Source organism: Flavobacterium soyae, assembly GCF_045348165.1.
Classification (GTDB): domain Bacteria; phylum Bacteroidota; class Bacteroidia; order Flavobacteriales; family Flavobacteriaceae; genus Flavobacterium; species Flavobacterium soyae.
In genome coordinates, this window is record NZ_CP150845.1 from 3885653 (window position 1) to 3903749 (window position 18097).

At 32.5% G+C, this 18097-nt stretch carries 18 protein-coding genes; 13 read left to right on the forward strand and 5 right to left on the reverse strand.

What is annotated here, in order from left to right; translation table 11 throughout:
* Nucleotides 1-34: 34 nt before the first annotated feature.
* From AABD74_RS16690 to AABD74_RS16705, 4 genes are all read left to right on the forward strand, one after another.
* Entirely contained in the window at nt 35-2566 is a 2532-nt protein-coding gene (locus AABD74_RS16690; RefSeq protein WP_406843625.1) for a PIG-L family deacetylase, read from the forward strand.
* Nucleotides 2567-2686: 120 nt separating this feature from the next.
* Entirely contained in the window at nt 2687-4414 is a 1728-nt protein-coding gene (locus AABD74_RS16695; RefSeq protein WP_406843626.1) for a sodium:solute symporter, read from the forward strand.
* Between the two features lie 37 nt (nt 4415-4451).
* Nucleotides 4452-5180, forward strand: a complete 729-nt coding sequence (locus AABD74_RS16700) for an alpha/beta hydrolase (protein ID WP_406843627.1) — start codon at nt 4452-4454, stop codon at nt 5178-5180.
* A 135-nt stretch (nt 5181-5315) separates the two neighbouring features.
* Nucleotides 5316-5945, forward strand: coding sequence for an MCP four helix bundle domain-containing protein (locus AABD74_RS16705; RefSeq protein WP_232677910.1), 630 nt, complete (start codon nt 5316-5318; stop codon nt 5943-5945).
* A 127-nt stretch (nt 5946-6072) separates the two neighbouring features.
* Here AABD74_RS16705 and AABD74_RS16710 read toward each other — a convergent pair whose 3' ends face one another.
* The 5 genes from AABD74_RS16710 to AABD74_RS16730 all read right to left on the reverse strand — a co-directional run bounded on the left by AABD74_RS16710 (nt 6073) and on the right by AABD74_RS16730 (nt 9910).
* A complete protein-coding gene (locus AABD74_RS16710) occupies nt 6073-6915 on the reverse strand; it encodes a DUF2911 domain-containing protein (RefSeq protein ID WP_232677907.1) in 843 nt (280 codons plus the stop codon).
* A 70-nt stretch (nt 6916-6985) separates the two neighbouring features.
* Entirely contained in the window at nt 6986-7648 is a 663-nt protein-coding gene (locus tag AABD74_RS16715) for an HAD family hydrolase (RefSeq protein ID WP_406843628.1), read from the reverse strand.
* A 147-nt stretch (nt 7649-7795) separates the two neighbouring features.
* Nucleotides 7796-8512, reverse strand: coding sequence for a ThiF family adenylyltransferase (locus AABD74_RS16720; RefSeq protein ID WP_406843629.1), 717 nt, complete (start codon nt 8510-8512; stop codon nt 7796-7798).
* Nucleotides 8513-8654: 142 nt separating this feature from the next.
* Nucleotides 8655-9311 (reverse strand): TatD family hydrolase, encoded by a 657-nt coding sequence (locus AABD74_RS16725; protein WP_406843630.1) that lies wholly within the window; start codon nt 9309-9311, stop codon nt 8655-8657.
* The gene (locus tag AABD74_RS16730; RefSeq protein ID WP_406843631.1) at nt 9311-9910 is read right to left on the reverse strand and encodes a DUF1684 domain-containing protein; all 600 of its coding nucleotides are present in this window, start codon (nt 9908-9910) and stop codon (nt 9311-9313) included. The genes AABD74_RS16725 and AABD74_RS16730 overlap by 1 nt, the downstream gene beginning before the upstream one ends.
* Nucleotides 9911-9986: 76 nt before the next feature.
* On the opposite strand from AABD74_RS16730, the gene AABD74_RS16735 reads away from it, so the two are divergent.
* The 9 genes from AABD74_RS16735 to AABD74_RS16775 all read left to right on the forward strand — a co-directional run bounded on the left by AABD74_RS16735 (nt 9987) and on the right by AABD74_RS16775 (nt 18059).
* Nucleotides 9987-11225 carry an MDR family MFS transporter gene (locus AABD74_RS16735; protein ID WP_369010193.1) on the forward strand — a complete coding sequence of 413 codons (1239 nt, stop codon included), beginning with the start codon at nt 9987-9989 and terminating at the stop codon, nt 11223-11225.
* A 165-nt stretch (nt 11226-11390) separates the two neighbouring features.
* The gene (locus AABD74_RS16740; protein ID WP_053474181.1) at nt 11391-11759 is read left to right on the forward strand and encodes a BlaI/MecI/CopY family transcriptional regulator; all 369 of its coding nucleotides are present in this window, start codon (nt 11391-11393) and stop codon (nt 11757-11759) included.
* 32 nt (nt 11760-11791) lie between these two features.
* Entirely contained in the window at nt 11792-13450 is a 1659-nt protein-coding gene (locus tag AABD74_RS16745; protein ID WP_406843632.1) for a M56 family metallopeptidase, read from the forward strand.
* A gap of 32 nt (nt 13451-13482) precedes the next feature.
* Complete coding sequence (locus tag AABD74_RS16750; RefSeq protein ID WP_406843633.1) at nt 13483-13851, forward strand: BlaI/MecI/CopY family transcriptional regulator; 369 nt, start codon at nt 13483-13485, stop codon at nt 13849-13851.
* A 20-nt stretch (nt 13852-13871) separates the two neighbouring features.
* Complete coding sequence (locus AABD74_RS16755; RefSeq protein ID WP_406843634.1) at nt 13872-15698, forward strand: M56 family metallopeptidase; 1827 nt, start codon at nt 13872-13874, stop codon at nt 15696-15698.
* Nucleotides 15699-15799: 101 nt separating this feature from the next.
* Nucleotides 15800-15940: an SsrA-binding protein gene (locus AABD74_RS16760; RefSeq protein ID WP_232677881.1), complete on the forward strand. Its 141-nt coding sequence runs from the start codon at nt 15800-15802 to the stop codon at nt 15938-15940.
* 71 nt (nt 15941-16011) lie between these two features.
* On the forward strand, nt 16012-16857 hold the full coding sequence (locus tag AABD74_RS16765) for a DMT family transporter (protein WP_232677880.1): 846 nt from the start codon (nt 16012-16014) through the stop codon (nt 16855-16857).
* A gap of 117 nt (nt 16858-16974) precedes the next feature.
* Nucleotides 16975-17505: an ExbD/TolR family protein gene (locus AABD74_RS16770; RefSeq protein ID WP_406843635.1), complete on the forward strand. Its 531-nt coding sequence runs from the start codon at nt 16975-16977 to the stop codon at nt 17503-17505.
* 29 nt (nt 17506-17534) lie between these two features.
* Entirely contained in the window at nt 17535-18059 is a 525-nt protein-coding gene (locus AABD74_RS16775) for an ExbD/TolR family protein (protein ID WP_406843636.1), read from the forward strand.
* Nucleotides 18060-18097: the final 38 nt, after the last annotated feature.

Genomic DNA, 18097 nt, shown 5'->3' on the forward strand with positions numbered 1-18097 from the left:
TTTTGAAGCTGTTTCAAAACCATTTAACTACACCATGCGAAAAATACAAGTTCAAATACTTCTTTTATTTTTTATAAGTTTTCAAATCTTATTTGCACAACAGCCGCAAAAACCAAACGCAGTCGAAATTTACAATCAAATTAAAAAGCTAAACTTTTTAGGTTCTGTATTGTACGTTGCTGCACATCCTGATGACGAAAATACCCGAATGATTTCGTATTTGGCAAATGAAATGAATGCAAGAACCGGTTATTTATCATTAACCCGCGGCGACGGCGGTCAAAATTTAATTGGTCCTCAATTGCGCGAATTACTTGGTGTAATTAGAACTCAGGAATTAATTGAAGCCAGAAAAATAGACGGCGGAGAACAATTTTTCTCAAGAGCAAATGATTTTGGTTTTTCTAAAAACCCAAACGAAACCTTAGAAATTTGGGACAAAGATAAAGTCCTTGCCGATGTTGTGTGGACCATTAGAAATTTTCAGCCGGATATCATTATTAACCGTTTCGATCATCGTTCGCCGGGAACTACTCACGGGCATCATACATCATCTGCTATGTTAAGTGTACAAAGTTTTAAACTAACAAACGATCCGAAAATTTATCCCGAACAATTAAAATATGCTGCGCCCTGGCAGGTAAAACGTCAGTTTTTTAATCCATCATGGTGGTTTTACGGAAGTCAGGAAAAATTTGATGCCGCAAATAAGTCTAAGTTTACCAAGTTGGAAACTGGTGTATATTATACCGGAATTGGAAAATCTAACCAGGAAATCGCTGCTTTAAGCCGAAGCCGCCACCAGTCACAAGGTTTTGGAAGTACTGGAGTTCGTGGTTTAGAAACAGAATATCTTGAACTTATTAATGGAGATACTCCAAAAGACCGCGACAATTTATTTGACGGAATTGATACAAGCTGGAACCGTGTTAAAAACGGAAAACCTGTTGGAGATTTAGTTACTTCGATTATTGACAAATACAATTTCAGTAATCCATCAGCAAGTATTCCAGATTTAGTGAAAGCCTACACTATGATTCAGGCTTTAGACGATACACATTGGAAAAATTTAAAATCGACAGCTATAAAAAATATCATTGCATCATGCTCAGGTCTATATCTTGAAGCAGTTGCCAGTGAGCAGGAAGCAACTCCGGGAAGTAAAATTAATTTAAACCTGGAAGCCATTAACAGATGCGCAGTAGAAATGCAATTGACAAGCGTTACAACATTGCCTGATAATAAATCAACTCCTCAAAACAGTATTTTAAAAGATAATAACGATCAAAAAATCAATCTTCAGATACAACTTCCAGATAATATTGAATACACACAGCCGTATTGGTTAAAAGAAAAAGCAACGGTTGGAATGTATACCGTTTCAAACCAGCAAAATATAGGTGTTCCGGATATTATTAGAGAAGTAAAAGTTGTATTTAATATAAAAATCAATAATGTAGAAATTCCGTTTGAGCGTACTGTTGTTTACAAATACAATGACGGTGTAAAAGGCGAAATGTATAATTTTCTGGATATAGTTCCTGAAGTTACTACTTCTATCTTAGAAAAAGTCTTGATTTTTAGAGATACCAAAAGTAAAATGGTTCCGGTAAAAGTTCGTGCCGGAAAAGATGATGTAAAAGGAAACCTGCAGTTAGAATTATCAAAAAGCTGGAATGTTTCTCCAAAACAAATTGCATTTACTTTAGATAAAAAAGGAACAGAACAAATTTTTTATTTTGAAGTTACACCACCTGTAAACCCTGAAGAAGTTACAGCAAAAAGTATTGCAATTGTCGACAACAAACGTTTTGACAGAGATCTGACCATTATTGATTTCAACCATATTACAAAACAAATGGTTTTAAAACCGGCTGAGTCAAAATGCATTAGAATTGACCTGAAAACTTCTGGCGATGCAATTGCTTACATTATGGGCGCCGGCGACGAAGTTCCGGAAAGTTTAACACAAATGGGATACAAAGTTTCTGTTTTAAAACCCGAAGAAATTACTCCGGAGAAACTGGATTCTTTCGGCACGGTTATTACAGGAATTCGCGCTTATAATACCGTAAATGCTTTGGCTAACAAACAAAACATCTTATTTAATTTTGTAAAAAGCGGAAAAAATATGATTGTGCAGTACAACACATACGGTAAATTAGTAACCGATAAAATTGCACCATACCCGTTAAAATTATCAAATGATCGTGTAACCGAAGAAAATGCGAAAATCACATTTTTAGCACCAAATCATCCTGTTTTAAATACACCAAATAAAATCACTTCAAAAGATTTTGAAGGCTGGACACAAGAGCAGGGATTATATTACCCAGACGAATACGACCCTGCCTTCACTCCTATTATTTCCTCGCATGATAAAGGAGAATCGGCTAAAAATGGTGCTTTATTAGTAGCACCATACGGAAAAGGATACTACATTTACACTGGTCTAAGCTTTTTTAGAGAGCTGCCGGAGGGTGTTGCGGGTGCTTACAGATTACTGTCGAATATTATTTCGTTAAAACAGCCTATTGAAGCTCCTAAACAGGATTTAAAGCAATAATTTTAAAATATGGAAGTAAAAAAAACAAAAAAATGGAAAAAAAGTTACACCTATGTTTTAGTTGCTAACCTAATTTATATTGTGATTTTTTTCTTAATCATGCAATTATACTCATAACCTATGCAGCTATTTGACTGGATCGTACTTATTGTAACACTTTTATTCATTGTTGGTTATGGTTCCTGGAAAACCAAAGGAAGTAAAAACGTTGAAGATTTTATTTTAGGAAATAACGAAACACCTTGGTATACCGTTGGACTTTCAGTCATGGCGACTCAGGCCAGCGCAATTACATTTTTGTCTACGCCCGGACAAGCTTATCATGACGGAATGGGTTTTGTGCAGTTCTATTTTGGACTGCCAATTGCAATGGTTGTTATTTGTTTAACATTTATTCCGCTTTATCATAAAAATAAAGTTTTTACCGCTTATGAATTTCTTGAAAAACGATTTGATGTAAAAACACGTTCTCTTGCTGCTATTCTATTTCTGGTTCAAAGAGGTTTAGGTACCGGACTTACTATTTATGCTCCGGCTATTATTCTATCGGCACTTTTAGGATGGAACTTAACGATTATGAATATCATAATTGGAGTTTTGGTAATTATTTACACTTTTTCCGGAGGAACAAAGGCTGTAAACGTTACACAGAAACAGCAGATGTTTGTAATTATGTCGGGAATGTTCATTACATTTTTCCTGATTTTGCATTATTTACCAAACGATATGACTTTTACCAGTGCGCTGCATATTGCTGGTGCTAATGATAAAATGAATATTGTTGACTTTTCTTTTGATCCTGAAGAAAAATATACTATTTGGAGTGGAATTACAGGCGGATTCTTCTTGGCCCTCGCCTATTTTGGCACAGATCAATCTCAAGTTGGAAGATATTTATCCGGGAAATCTGTTGCAGAAAGTCAAATGGGATTAATTATGAACGGGCTTTTAAAAGTGCCAATGCAATTCTTTATTCTGTTAACCGGAGTTATGGTCTTTGTGTTTTTTCAGTTCAATCCTGTTCCTTTAAATTTTAATCCGAATAATAAAATTGTAATTGAAAAATCAGCTTATAAAGAAGAATATCATACTCTTGAAAAAAAGCTGAGCAAATTATCCGAAGATAAAAAAGTAATCAATTTATTGTATATTGATCAGTTAAATCAAGATTATGATAATCCTATTCTGCGCAAAGAATTAGTTAATTTATCGAATAAGGAAAAAGATTTACGCGATCGTGCCAAAGAAATCATTTCAAGAGCCGACAAAAACAGCGAAACCAACGATAAAGATTATGTATTTTTCCACTTTATCCTGCATTATTTACCAAAAGGTTTAATTGGTTTATTGCTGGCAGTTATCCTTTCGGCCGCAATGTCATCAACAGCTTCAGGATTAAATGCTTTGGCCTCGACAACTGCGATTGATATTTACAAACGAAATCTCAAAACCGAAAAATCAGAGAAACATTATCTTCATGCAACTAAATTTTTCACTTTATTCTGGGGAGTTATAGCGATACTTTTTGCCTGCGTAGGAACTTTATTTGAAAACTTAATTCAGCTTGTAAATATTATTGGCTCAATATTCTACGGAACTGTTTTAGGAATATTCCTGGTTGGATTTTATCTTAAAAGAGTTCAGGCAAAACCAATGTTTATCAGTGCCATTATTAGTCAGATTACCATTTTCATAATCTATTATTATATGATTTACAGCCAGGAAAAATTAGGCTATTTATGGCTTAATTTTATTGGTGCAATTTTGACAATTGCTCTATCATTGATTATGCAATTTTTGTTTTTTAGAAGTAAACCTAATGATGACGAAGTTGCTTTCGAGCAATAAAATAAAATTTTAAAGAATTCAAAATAATCGCTGTGTTATGAAAAAGAAAAAACCAATTCTAAGAATAATCAAACGAATATGGTTTTTTATTGCTATGTCATTTACAATCTGGCTGGTTTATTCTTATCAATCACAGGGAGTTTTAAATTTGTATTTAAAAGACAATGCTAAAATCAAAGTAGTAAACAACGAAAACTATTTTTTGTTTGAGCCGAAAATTAAAACAGATAAAGTTTTATTTTTTTATCCCGGTGCAATGGTCGATCCAAAAGCTTATGTTCCTTTATGCAGACAAATTTCAGAAAACGGACTAAAAGTTTATTTGATTAAAATGCCTTGGAGGCTGGCTTCTAACGGCTATAAATTACCCAAAGAACTTGGATTGTTAGACGATAAAAATATAGAATATATTTTGGCAGGGCATTCACAAGGTGGTAAAATGGCAGCTCAATTTGTTTATGAAAACCCTGGTTTAATTGATAAATTAATATTAATTGGAACCACACATCCCAGAGATATTTCTATAGCAGACAGTAGAATACCAATCTTAAAAATTTACGGCTCAGATGATGGAGTTGCTGATGAAAAAACTATTCTAAAAAACAAATCTAAACTCCCGGAAAGTACAAAATTTGTAAAAATAGAAGGTGCAAATCATGCTCAGTTTGGTTATTATGGATTTCAATTTGGTGATAATTCGGCAAGAATTTCCCGCGAACAGCAGCAGGCAGAAACATTGAAAAATATATTAGAATTTGTAAAATAAATTTTTCTGGTTTTAAAAATTGCATCTCTGACTTTGACAAAGATTACGACTCTTTAGTTTTTTCAAATCGAAAAGCGATGCAAAATCTAAACAAATCTCTATCTTTGAGAAAGCACTTCTTAAATAGAGAACACGATGAGAGACCATAAAAAATACAGCAATAAAACCAAAGCAGCTTTTGTCTTGTTGATTGTAATGCTGATAATTTTATTGGGAAACTTCAATACGCTTCGAAATTCTAAAAATGTTAACGACAATATCAATGCAATTTATAAGGATCGATTGGTTGTTGCACATTATATTTTTCAATATTCAAAGCAGCTTCATTTTATAAAAGCCGAGGCCGAAAAACTAAATTTAAGCGATAATATTAAAAAAGATGAAATCATTCATACTTTAAACATCATCCACAATATTGACGATTTGTACGCCAAAACAGTTTTGACCAATAACGAAAAACAGCATTTTGATGCTTTTTTAGGTTCTTGTAAAGAAATCAATAAACAAGTCGAAAACAAAAACTGGAATAAAATTGCCTATTCGAGCGCACAAGCTTTAAAAACTTTAGAATCTTTATCTCAAATTCAGATTAAGGAAGGAAAAGCTAAACTGGCAAGTGCAAATAAAATGTACAGTAAAAACAATAGTTTAGGCCAGCTTCAAATTGCCTTGCTTATAATTTTAGGAGGTATTACTTTTTATCTTTTAATTGTAAAGAAAATAAAGAGAAAAGTCAAAATTCCTGAGCCGCCTAGTATGAATTAGAAATTCCAATTTTTAAATTCCAAATACCAAAATTTCGCACAATTTTATCATTCCTCGAAATGGCAAAAAAAATCCAAAGCTGTAAAGCTTTGGATTTTGGAATTTTTATATTGAAATTTTCAAGAAACTATCTGCTCCACTCAGCGATACTGTCTTTATTCATTTTTACATAATCCTGATTGTTTGCAGCTTCTGCAGCTGCCAATGAAATTTTAGCAGTTTCAACAGCACCTTTTTTGTCACCTTGTTTTGCCTGGATTAATGATTTTAATCTTGAAACATAATAAGGTTTATCAGTACTCATATCTAATGCTTTATCAACATAGATTTTTGCAGTATCTAAATTCCCGTTTGAAGAAAATAAATATTGAGATGCAGCATAATAGTCATTCCATGTTGGTCCTGCTAATGTTTTTTCGATACTTGCAATTGCTGTTTTAGCAGTAGGAACTTCAAATTTTAAAGCAATATGAGAGTTTTCCCAAGCCATTTCTAAATAACCAAAGTTTTGATCTAAACCATTAATACCAATTGTAAAAGTTTCAACTGGAGTTGGCAGAGCATTTTCTTTAACGGTAGTTCTTAAAACAACATACGCATCATTCCAGTTTTCAGGTAATCCCCAGTTGTCTGTAGAAAGATAAAAAATAACTTCCCAGCTTTCAATTTTAGGAATTGTATAAATTGCATATTTTCCTTTTTTCAAAGTTTTACCGTCAATTACAACATCATCACTAAAATTAATAACGGTGTTTTCATTGGCTCCTGTTCTCCAAAGTTTACCAAACGGAACTAAATTTCCAAAAACAGCTCTTCCTCTGGCTCCCGGTCTTGAATACGTAACTTCAACATCCGTTAAACCCACTGTTTGTTTGATATATGCTTTTGGACTCGCTTGCGGCGTTCTTACTTGTGCTTCAGCAGCAAAAGGCGCCAAAACAATGGCTAATGCAATAAGTAATTTTTTCATTATAAATGTTTATTTGGTTTCTTCAAATTTACAAATTCAATTATCTAACAAATGTTAAATTTTACTTAATTCAAGTGTTAATCTGTGATATTTTTTGCGCATTCAATTCGCTAAAATGATTGATTACAATATCTGCTTCTGCTAAGTCCTGAAGGTTAGAATGAATGCTGTTGTAACCCACACAATAAATTCCGGCAGCTTTTGCAGCTTTTACACCATTTGTGCTGTCTTCAATAATAACACATTCCTCTTTTGGAGCAATTGATAAAGAAGCTGCATGAATAAAAATAGCCGGGTTTGGTTTAGACTGCGGAAAATCTTCACCGCTCACAATATGAGAAAAATACTGATGAAGATTAAATCTTGTAAATACACGCTCGATAGTAACTTTTGAAGCAGAAGAAGCTAAAATTAACTGAATTCCGTTTGCGTATAAATCCTTAATTAAATCTTCAACCCCATCTAAAAGATAAAGGTCTTCTTTAGTATCAAAAGCATCGTTAAAAATATTTCTTTTTCTTTGAATCAAATCTTCCACTTCGTGCTCAATTGTTGGAAAAAAGCCTTTTAAACTCTGGAAAGTATTTCGCGTCGAAAATCCGGTAAACGAAGTATACATTTCCTCTGGAACTTCAATATTTAATTCTGAAAACTGCTTGTAGTATGCATAACGATGAACGGGTTCTGTATCGACAATTACGCCGTCCATATCAAAAATTACTGTTTTAATCATTTTTTTTTAGGTTCTAAGGTTCTGAGATGCTAAGATTCTAAGTTTTTGTTTCGGGTTTTCTTTGTTTCATGTTTTAAGTGCTGGCAGTAACTTTTACAAAGTTTACTTCGTTTCGAACGTGAAACCTGAAACTTTAAACAAAACCTTCTACTCTTTTTTAAGTAAATAACGAATCACGGTTTCTGCAGCGTGAAGACCGAATAATCCCGGCATGTAGCTGTTTGTTCCGTAGAAAGATTTTTTAAAGTTTTTTCCGTCGGTTAATTTTAAGCTATTTTCATTTTGGATTTCAGATGAAAAAACAACTTTTAATTTGTTGATTTTTACAGCCTTTAATCTCTTACGGATTGCTTTTGAAAAATAGCAGTTTATAGTTTTAGAAATATCACCTACTTTTACTTTAGAAGCCAGCATCTTTCCTCCTGCTCCCATACTACTGATAATTTTTACTCTTTTGCGTTTTGCCGCAATAATTAAATTTAGTTTTGGAGTAATACTATCAATGCAGTCTAAAACATAATCAAACTCTGGAGAAACGATTTCAAAAGCCCTTTCCGGAGATAAAAATTCCTGAACGCGGGTAAGTTTCAATTCTGGATTAATATCCATTAAACGATCACCTACAATTTTAATTTTTGCTTCTCCAACAGTAGAATGCAAAGCTGGTAATTGTCTGTTAATGTTTGTAATATCTACAACATCACCATCTACAATTGTCATGTTTCCTACTCCGGCTCTTGCTAAAAATTCAGCTGCAAACGATCCAACACCGCCTAAACCAACTACTAATACATTTGCATTGCGCAAATTTTCTAATCCTTCTTTTGTAAATAAAAGCTCGGCTCTTTCTGTCCACTCTGCCATATTATATTTTTTGTTTTTTTATTTTTTGTTTCAAGTTTCACTGTTTGTCAGGCTGAGCGAAGTCGAAGCCCCGTCCAATTGGAACGCCCTTCGACTTCGCTCAGGGTGACAACTCATTTCACTATTTACTTTTTACTAATTACTAATCACTTTTTTCACCAAACACTCTTTTAAAATTACTTGAGATAATGTCCTGTAATTCTTTAATTGTGATATTTTTATATTCTGATGCTAAATCATAAACCTGTTGTATATTCTCTTCAATTGTATCAGTTTCCAGAAAAAAACGATCGTTTGGAATATTCTGAAAAACGGTTTTTAAATCGGGATTTCTCAATAGATATTTTCCGAAAGAAATATAAAATCCATCTTTAATTAATTGTTCAGCAAGCTGGTTATTTTTTGAAAAACCGTGAATAATCATCGGAACTGAAATTTTTAATTTCTTTTTTATTGCTGTCACTTCCTGAAAAGCGGCAACGCAATGAATCACAACTGGTTTTTTATATTTTTCGGCTAAAGCCAGTTGTTTTTCAAAAACTGTAATCTGCAGTTCTAACGGAATTTCGATTCGTTTGTCTAAACCACATTCGCCTATTGCCAGACAATTTTTGCTTTGCAGTTTATCTTCAATAATTTTCAATTCTAGATCAATTTCATTTTCCTTAATACGCCACGGATGAATTCCGATGGAATAAAACGGAATCGCCGAATCAAATTCCTGCGGATATTGATTGACCAATTCTAATACATTAGATTGATTTGTAAATTGATGGGTATGAAAATTAAAAAAATCCATTAGTGAAAGGTTTTCACTCCTGCTTTAATCTCAACTTTTAAATCATTTTCCAGTGGAACAAGCGGACATGAATATTTATGATTATAAGCGCAATAAGGGTTATATGCCTGATTGAAATCGACTGCAATTGTTTTTCCTTTAGGAATTTTTAAATCGATATATCTTCCGCCTATATAGCTTTCTTTACCACAGGTTAAATCTGAAAAAGGAAGGAATAAATGATCTTTGTATTCTTTTTGTTTAGAAAGTTCTATGTTTCTGTAAACGTTCAACTTCATTTGAACGCCATTTATAGTAAAGGATAATGTGCCGTATTTTATATATTGTGGTGTTCTTGTTCCGGTAGTTTTCATTTCGAAAACTTTTTCATTGACTGCTTTTTCAAATTTTGCGTTCACAAAATATTTTCCATCAATTGGGTAAAAATCTAAAGTTTTAAATGTCTTTAAATCTTCTTCCATTAACGGACTTGTCTTAGCATCAGCATATTCTGAGTTAATTTGCTTTTGAAATTTTTCGGCTTCACTCTTGCTAAATTTACTTTGGCTAAAGCCAAAACTAAAAGCCAGAAGCAAAATAAGGACAATAGAATTTTTCATCTTTGGAATTTTATGCAAAAATAGTTTAAAAGTAACAAAGCAACAACCGTTGTACGTTACAAAGTTTCCTAACTTTGTGGCAAATACAATAATTATAATGCTCAAAACTGCCGCAAACCATTACTTCAACAATTTTAGGGGATTTACAAGAGAAATTTGGATACTTACATTGATTACTTTCATAAATCGTGCGGGTACAATGGTACTGCCTTTTTTATCTAAATATTTAAATGAAGATTTACATTTTTCATTAAGTCAGGTAAGCTGGATTATGGTTTCATTTGGTTTGGGATCAATGCTTGGTTCATGGCTGGGCGGAAAACTTTCAGATAAAATAGGATTCTACAAAATCATGATTTTTAGTTTATTTACAACTGGAATTTCAATGTTTCTTGTACAGTTTCTAACGTCGTTTTGGGGATTATGCATCGGAATGTTTGTATTAATGACAATTGCCGATATGTTTCGACCAGCAATGTTTGTGTCTCTTGGTGCTTATGCAAAACCTGAAAACAGAACACGTGCCTTAACACTTGTTCGTCTTGCCGTAAATTTAGGGTTTGCTGCCGGGCCGGCTCTTGGCGGTTTGATTATTATGGGAATGGGGTATTCTGGTTTATTTTGGGTTGACGGAGCTTCATGTATTCTTTCTATATCGATTTTTGCATTGCTAGTTAAAGAAAAGAAAAAAGTCGATCATGGTGATAAAACTGAAAGTGTAACAAATGTAAAATCAGTATTTCACGATAAAATATTCTGGGTTTTCTTATTTGTGAGTTTTATAACGGCAATGATTTTCTTTCAGCTTTTTACCACTTTACCTTTATATCATCATAAACAATATGGTTTAAACGAATTTCAAACCGGGCTTTTAATGACTTTAAACGGACTTTTGATTTTTGCTTTAGAAATGCCAACTGTTGGCTTTATGGAAAGAAAAGGTTTTCCTAAAATCAGGATCATAATTATAGGATCATTTGTAATGGCATTTAGCTTCTTCTTATTGTTAATTAATGTTTGGGCTGGAATTTTGGTTATCAGCATGATTTGTATTTCAATTGGAGAAATCCTAACCTTTCCGTTTTCGAATGCATTTGCATTAAGCCGCGCTCCGCGTGGTCAGGAAGGTCGTTATATGGCTTTGTATACGATGAGTTTCAGTTTAGCCCATATTTTTAGTACTAAAGCTGGTTTCGGTATTGCTGACAATTTTGGTTATCAAAGCAACTGGCTTTTTATGGCTTCCATAGGAATATTTGCCACTCTCTGCTGTCTTTGGATTAGAAAAGCATTACTTCTGGAGAAAAATAAATAATTTCTAAATACTACATAAATCATTAAAATTCAAATCATTAACTTTGATTCTGAATAACTTTTTTATGCTTTTTATTTATTAAAAACGAAATTTTTAGTTAAATAACTATATTTATAGTTGTGTAACTAAAAAAATAGTTGTAGGTTTGGATTAAAATTAGAAAACATGCAAAAGTTAACCAACAAAGAAGAAGAAATAATGCAGATTTTATGGAAGCTTAAAAAAGCATTCGTAAAAGAAATTCAGGCAGAGATAACGGAAGACCAGCCGCATTACAATACGCTTTCTACAATTGTTCGAAATCTTGAAGAAAAAGGTTTTGTGGCGCATAATGCTTTTGGAAATACCCATCAATATTATCCAACAGTAACTCTTGAAGCGTACAGCAAAAAATATATGAAAACTGCTATTGACAATTATTTCAACAGCTCTTATAAAAATATGGTTTCGTTTTTTGCTAAAGAAGAAAAAATTTCTGCAGATGAATTGCGTGAAATTCTGGCTATGATCGAAAACCCAAAAGACAATAAATAAAGGCAAAAAGTAAACGAAGAAAAATGATAGTTATGGAATCAATATTTGTTTATATCGCAAAATCGGCCGGCTTAGTTACATTATTTTACTGTGCCTATTATTTTTTACTTCGAAAAGAAACTTTCTTTACTAGTAACAGGTGGTTCCTTCTTACTGGTTTAATTACCTCAGTTATACTGCCTTTTGTAGTTTATACTAAAGTTGTTTGGATAAACCCTGCTCCTATTCCAAATTTAAATTTCTCAGACACAAATCTTGTTCAAAATATTGAAAACAAAACTTTTGAAATAAATTGGCTATATGTTATGCTGTCTGTTTATTGTATTGGGCTTTTAGTTTTTCTGACAAAATTTGCAATGGATTTTTACAGTTTAAATTCTGTTTTAAAAGGAAAAAAAGTTCATCAGCAGGCTGATTTTAAATTCATTGATACAAACGAAAATATTGCTCCTTTCTCTTATTTTGAATATATCGTATACAACTCATCAATGTATACGCCGGCAGAATTAGAAAATATAATTGAACATGAAAAAGTACACAGCGATCAAAATCATACGGTTGATGTTTTGATATCGCGAGCTTTTTGTATGCTTTTTTGGTTCAATCCTGTTATATGGCTTTATAAAAAAGCGATTACCCAGAATTTAGAATTCATTGCAGATAAAGAAGCAGCTAAAAAATTATCAGATAAAAAAGCCTATCAATACACGCTTTTAAAAATAACAACACACGAAAGCTGTGTTGCCATTACCAATCATTTTTATCAATCATTAATCAAAAAACGAATTGTCATGTTAAACAAAAATCAATCAAAAAGGCGAAATTCCTGGAAATACTATGTTGTAATTCCGGCACTTGGAGCTTTTGTTTTGCTATTTCAGGCTGAAGTAGTTGCAAAAGAGAAACAGCAGGCTGTAAAAGAAGTTTCCGGGGAAATAGAATCTGTGGATGTTTACAGAATCAAGAAAAACTCTACAGATGCAGAACTGAAAGAAATCAAAGAAAAATTAAAATCAATTCACAATGTAGATTTTGAAGTTTCTGATGTAAAAAGAAATGCTGAAAACAATTTAACTTCAATTAAAGTTGCCATCAAAAATGGTACTCAGCTGGCGCAATCAATTCAAACAGCAGGAGATCATACTATTAAAGATTTTGGAGTAATTGTAATAACAGATAAAAAGGGCAAAAAAAACGTAGGTATTCAAACTTCTGACGAAGCAAATATTTCTAAAATTGCAGTTAGCAAAAAAATCAGCTCACTAAACGCTGCTAAAAACGATAATTGTAAAACTAATGCCGATTCAAAAACTGTAGTAAGCAAAAAATTAACCACTAAAATTGATACCAATGTTAACGATAATACTAATACTAGTACAAAAACTAATAGTAATGCTAACACAAATATTAGCACTACTGTAACTATTGATACAGATAACAAGATTAATACTAAAGTAATTACGACCACCAATGGTTCTGTTATTGCCATTTCGAACGAAACAAAAGCCGCTAACAAAGTATTAGAAAGTCTTGTAATTGTTGACGGAAAAGAAATGCCCCGCAGTTTTGATGTTAATGATATTGATACAAAAAAAATTGAATCTGTAAGTGTTTACAAAGGAGTTGAGGCGATAGCTAAATACGGCGAAAAAGGCGCAAACGGCGTAATTGAGATCGAAACTCGTGATTAAAAAATCGTTTCTAATTTTTTAAAAATCTAAAAATGCAAAAACTAACCAACAAAGAAGAAGAAATAATGCACATTTTATGGAAGCTCAAAAAAGCATTCGTAAAAGAGATTCAGGCTGAAATCACAGAAGATCAGCCGCATTATAATACACTTTCGACTATAGTTCGAAATCTGGAGGAAAAAGGTTTTGTGTCGCATAATGCTTTTGGAAACACGCATCAATATTATCCGGCCGTAACTCTTGAAGCCTACAGTAAAAAGTATATGAATACGGCCATTGATAATTATTTCAACAGCTCTTATAAAAATATGGTTTCGTTTTTTGCCAAAGAAGAAAAAATATCGGCAGATGAATTACGCGAAATTCTGGCTATGATTGAAAATCCAAACGAAAAAAAGTAAACCAAAGAAAATAAATCATTATGGAAGCACTTTTCATTTTTATCGTCAAATCAAGTGGTTTAATCGCTTTGTTTTATTTTGCATACTTTTTTTTACTGCGAAAAGAGACTTTCTTTAATAGCAGCAGATGGTTTTTACTTGCCGGTTTGATAACATCAATTGTTTTGCCGTTTGTTGTGTACACAAAAGTAGTTTGGATTGATCCGGTTCCGGTTTCGGTTGATTATGCACCAGCTGTGAACTATCACTACATTCCAAATTATCATCCGCAAATTGCAGAAGAAGAATCTTTTGAAATAAACTGGAATCTGGTTTCATTAGGTATTTACGCACTTGGGTTTGCTGCTTTTATGATAAAATTCGGAATTGATTTTTATAGTCTGAATTCGGTTTTAAAAGGAAAAAAAGTAGAACAGCAGGCCGATTTCAAATTTGTAGATGTTGAAGAAAACATTGCTCCATTTTCTTATTTTGATTATATCGTATACAACTCATCAATGTACAGCGAGTCTGAATTAGAAAGTATTTTAGAACACGAAAAAGTACACAGCGATCAACATCATACAGTTGACGTAATAATTTCCAGAATTTTCTGTATCCTATTTTGGTTCAACCCAATTATCTGGCTTTATAAAAAAGCAATTCTTCAAAATTTAGAATTCATTGCAGATAATGAGGCTGCCAAAAAAATATCAGACAAAAAAGCGTATCAATACACACTCTTAAAAATAACAACACATGAAACATGTGTTGCAATCACCAATCATTTTTATCAATCATTAATCAAAAAACGAATTGTTATGTTAAACAAAAATCAATCAAAAAAATGGAATTACTGGAAATATTACGCCATAATTCCGGCACTTGGAGCATTTGTTCTCTTGTTTCAAATTAAAACAATAGCGCAGGAGAAAAAAGAACTTAAAGAAAAAACCAAAAAAGCTGCTTTGGCCTCTATCATTCAGGATGGTGAAGTTTATAAAATTACAAAATCGACTACAGATCAGGAATTAAAAGATTTAACTGCGAAACTAAAATCTGAACATAACGTTGATTTAGAAATCTCAAATGTAAAGAGAAACAGAGATAATGAACTAATTGCTATTAAAATTGAAGTTGTTAAAGAAAGGGGTAAAGTGCAGGTTATTGAAATGAACAGTACTAAAGCATTAAAAGACTGTAGTATTGTAATCGATAAAGATGAAGAAGGTACAAAAAGTGTGAGTTTAGTTACTGATGACCAAATAGATCACCCAGTAGTAATTCAAAATCGCGATATTGCAGTAATAAACTTTGATTCTGATGCTAATCCAGAAGACCGTTCTTCGCCAGTTCCTCCTGCTCCGCCTGCTGCACCAATTGCTCCGGTTTTCCCAACAGGACCAATGCCTCCTGCACCAGTTATTGATATGTCTAAAATGCCAAAACCGCCAGTTGCTCCGGCAAGCCCAAAAGATAAAGCAGCTTGGGCTAAATTTGAAAAAGACATGGCTGAGTTTGAAAAAAAGATGGAAGCTTTTGAACCAGATCTTTCTGCTTACGAAAAACAAATTGAAGACATTATGTCTCAGAGAGAAGCCATTTTTGAAAAACAAATGGAGAAGTATGAAATTGCAATGGAAAAATTCAATTTTGATATGGATAAATTCAATCAGGATGTACAAATTAAATATGGCAGAGATTCTAAAGAATACGAAAGAAGCATAAAGCAATATGAAAACGATATGAGACAGCATCAACTTGACATGAAGCAGCATGAAAAAGATATGAAGCAGTTTGAGAAAGACATGAAACAACGTGAAAAAGATTTAAAAAAATGGGAAAAGGAAAATAATAAAAAATCCTAAACATCTCTTCAATCAATAAAATCAATTATATTTTTGAAAGCTAAAAAAGACTTTGTTACTCACAAAGTCTTTTTTTATATCTTTGAAAAAATAAATCTGCCATGTATAAAATTTTAGCCAAACTAAATAAAATTCTTCTGCCAAGTTTTACAAAACAAGGCTTAGATATTACTAAAGCAAAAAAATGGCAAATGGCGGTCATTGGCTATCGCGCTTATGTTACTAAACGAGCTTTAGGATAATAATCAATTAAAAATACTTTTGTTTTAGACAGCAGAAAATAATAGTTTTTATTCTCTGCAATATTGCATTTATGAAAAATAAAGAATTCAACCTTCCTCCTGTTCCTGCAGTTTTATTGGCGATTATTAGTGTACAATGCGGTGCTGCGATTGCAAAAACACTTTTCCCTGCAATTGGAGCGGCAGGAACGGCATCTATACGTATTGGTATTTCAGCACTAATTTTATTATTGGCTTACAGACCAAATCTAAGAGCAATAACGGCAGATCAATGGAAAATTGTAACTCCGTACGGTTTGTCATTGGGGGCAATGAATTTGATTTTTTATTTTGCAATAGAAAGAATTCCAATTGGTTTGGCAGTAACTTTAGAGTTTATCGGTCCATTATTGGTAGCAATTATAGGCTCAAGACGTTTGGTAGATTATTGCTGGGTTTTGCTTGCCGCAATGGGAATTGTTTTAATAGCGCCGTGGACAAACGATCGCCTAGATATTTTAGGAGTTATATCTGCTCTTTTGGCCGGTGCACTTTGGGCAGCATATATAGTTTTAGGCGGCAAGATTTCAAAAATAATGAATAGTGGTCAGGCTGTTTCAACCGGAATGCTATTTGCAGCAATCTTAATTTTACCTTTCGGATTCCTCGAAAACGGATTAGCAAACCTAACTCCAAAACTCTTCGGAATGGGTGTTGCTCTTGCCCTTTTATCAAGTGCAATTCCTTTTACTTTAGAAATGAAAGCTTTGGGTCAGCTTCCCCCCCGTACATTTAGTATTTTAATGAGCTTGGAGCCGGCTGCGGCTTCTGTCTGCGCGTTTATCTTTCTACAGGAAAGCTTAAACTTTTATGAGATTTTGGCAGTTGTGTGTGTTGTAATTGCTTCTGCGGGAAGTACTTTAACAGCTAAAAGATAAATTCATTTTCACCCTTAATGCAGTAAAAACACATCCATTATTTATATAAAAAATATTCATCTTAAAGTTTATTTTATTTCAATATAATTACTATTTTTAGAAATAAAATGATCTATTATGCAAAATTTACCTAAAAAAGTAAGAAGAAAAAAATTAAGTTCTCGAGTAGATTTAACTGCAATGGTCAGTGTTTCTTTTTTGCTGATTATATTTTTCATGCTCGTTGGTGAATTGTCTAAACCTAAAGTTATGGAATATGATTTTGGCAATCGAGGAGGTTGTGGACTAATTGGTGAATGCAATATGCCAAACGAAAATCGTAACATGACAATTCTTTTAGATGATAATAATAAAATAATCACTTATTCAGGTTTAATATTTGCTCCTATTGAAGCTCCAAAAGAGGTTGAATATGGTAAAAACGGAATTCGAGAAGAATTATTTAAAAGAAATAAAATGGTTTTAGATTATTCTGCACAATTAGGCAAACCAGGAAAAGGAGTCCAAGTCATTATAAAACCAAGTAAAAAATCAAACTTTAAAAATTTAGTAGAGATTTTAGATGAAATGGCAATTGCAAAAATTGACACTTATGCAATTGTAAATGAGTTTACTCCGGAAGAGACAAAATTATTAGCTTCAAAATAATTTTCCTTATTAACTTAATACTAAAATCTATGAAAAGCCTTCCTCAAAAAATTAGAAGTAAAAAATTAAGTTCAAGAGTTGATCTAACTGCAATGGTCAGCGTTTCGTTTTTATTAATTATCTTCTTCATGCTTGTTGGCGAATTGTCAAAACCAAAAGTTATGGATTTAAACCTGCCTGACAACGATTGTGACGATTGTCTTCCTGGCTGTGTTGACGTAACAAGAATTTACACCATTATATTAGATAAAAATGACAAAATAATTACTTATTCCGGTTTATTACAATCACCTATTGGTTCACCAAAAGAAATTGAATTTGGAAAAAAAGGAATTCGTCAGGAACTTTTCAATATAAAGAAAATGATTTTAGAATACTCAACAACAATAGGAAAACCAAAAAATGGCCCAATAGTAATTATAAAACCAAGTAAAAAATCAAACTATGGTAATTTAGTTGATATTTTAGATGAAATGACAATTGCAAAAATTGACACTTACGCTATTATCAATGATTTTACCTCAGAAGAATTAAAATTATTAGCTTCAAAATAAATTATAAGATAAATTACAGAAAGAAGTCCTTTATTGTC

Bases quoted from the DNA above. Each gene is read 5' to 3' on its own strand.
- AABD74_RS16690 (WP_406843625.1), top strand. From the start codon at position 35: ATGCGAAAAATACAAGTTCAAATACTTCTTTTATTTTTTATAAGTTTT.
- AABD74_RS16695 (WP_406843626.1), top strand. From the start codon at position 2,687: ATGCAGCTATTTGACTGGATCGTACTTATTGTAACACTTTTATTCATT.
- AABD74_RS16700 (WP_406843627.1), top strand. From the start codon at position 4,452: ATGAAAAAGAAAAAACCAATTCTAAGAATAATCAAACGAATATGGTTT.
- AABD74_RS16705 (WP_232677910.1), top strand. From the start codon at position 5,316: ATGAGAGACCATAAAAAATACAGCAATAAAACCAAAGCAGCTTTTGTC.
- AABD74_RS16710 (WP_232677907.1), bottom strand. From the start codon at position 6,915: ATGAAAAAATTACTTATTGCATTAGCCATTGTTTTGGCGCCTTTTGCT.
- AABD74_RS16715 (WP_406843628.1), bottom strand. From the start codon at position 7,648: ATGATTAAAACAGTAATTTTTGATATGGACGGCGTAATTGTCGATACA.
- AABD74_RS16720 (WP_406843629.1), bottom strand. From the start codon at position 8,512: ATGGCAGAGTGGACAGAAAGAGCCGAGCTTTTATTTACAAAAGAAGGA.
- AABD74_RS16725 (WP_406843630.1), bottom strand. From the start codon at position 9,311: ATGGATTTTTTTAATTTTCATACCCATCAATTTACAAATCAATCTAAT.
- AABD74_RS16730 (WP_406843631.1), bottom strand. From the start codon at position 9,910: ATGAAAAATTCTATTGTCCTTATTTTGCTTCTGGCTTTTAGTTTTGGC.
- AABD74_RS16740 (WP_053474181.1), top strand. From the start codon at position 11,391: ATGCAAAAGTTAACCAACAAAGAAGAAGAAATAATGCAGATTTTATGG.
- AABD74_RS16745 (WP_406843632.1), top strand. From the start codon at position 11,792: ATGGAATCAATATTTGTTTATATCGCAAAATCGGCCGGCTTAGTTACA.
- AABD74_RS16750 (WP_406843633.1), top strand. From the start codon at position 13,483: ATGCAAAAACTAACCAACAAAGAAGAAGAAATAATGCACATTTTATGG.
- AABD74_RS16755 (WP_406843634.1), top strand. From the start codon at position 13,872: ATGGAAGCACTTTTCATTTTTATCGTCAAATCAAGTGGTTTAATCGCT.
- AABD74_RS16760 (WP_232677881.1), top strand. From the start codon at position 15,800: ATGTATAAAATTTTAGCCAAACTAAATAAAATTCTTCTGCCAAGTTTT.
- AABD74_RS16765 (WP_232677880.1), top strand. From the start codon at position 16,012: ATGAAAAATAAAGAATTCAACCTTCCTCCTGTTCCTGCAGTTTTATTG.
- AABD74_RS16770 (WP_406843635.1), top strand. From the start codon at position 16,975: ATGCAAAATTTACCTAAAAAAGTAAGAAGAAAAAAATTAAGTTCTCGA.
- AABD74_RS16775 (WP_406843636.1), top strand. From the start codon at position 17,535: ATGAAAAGCCTTCCTCAAAAAATTAGAAGTAAAAAATTAAGTTCAAGA.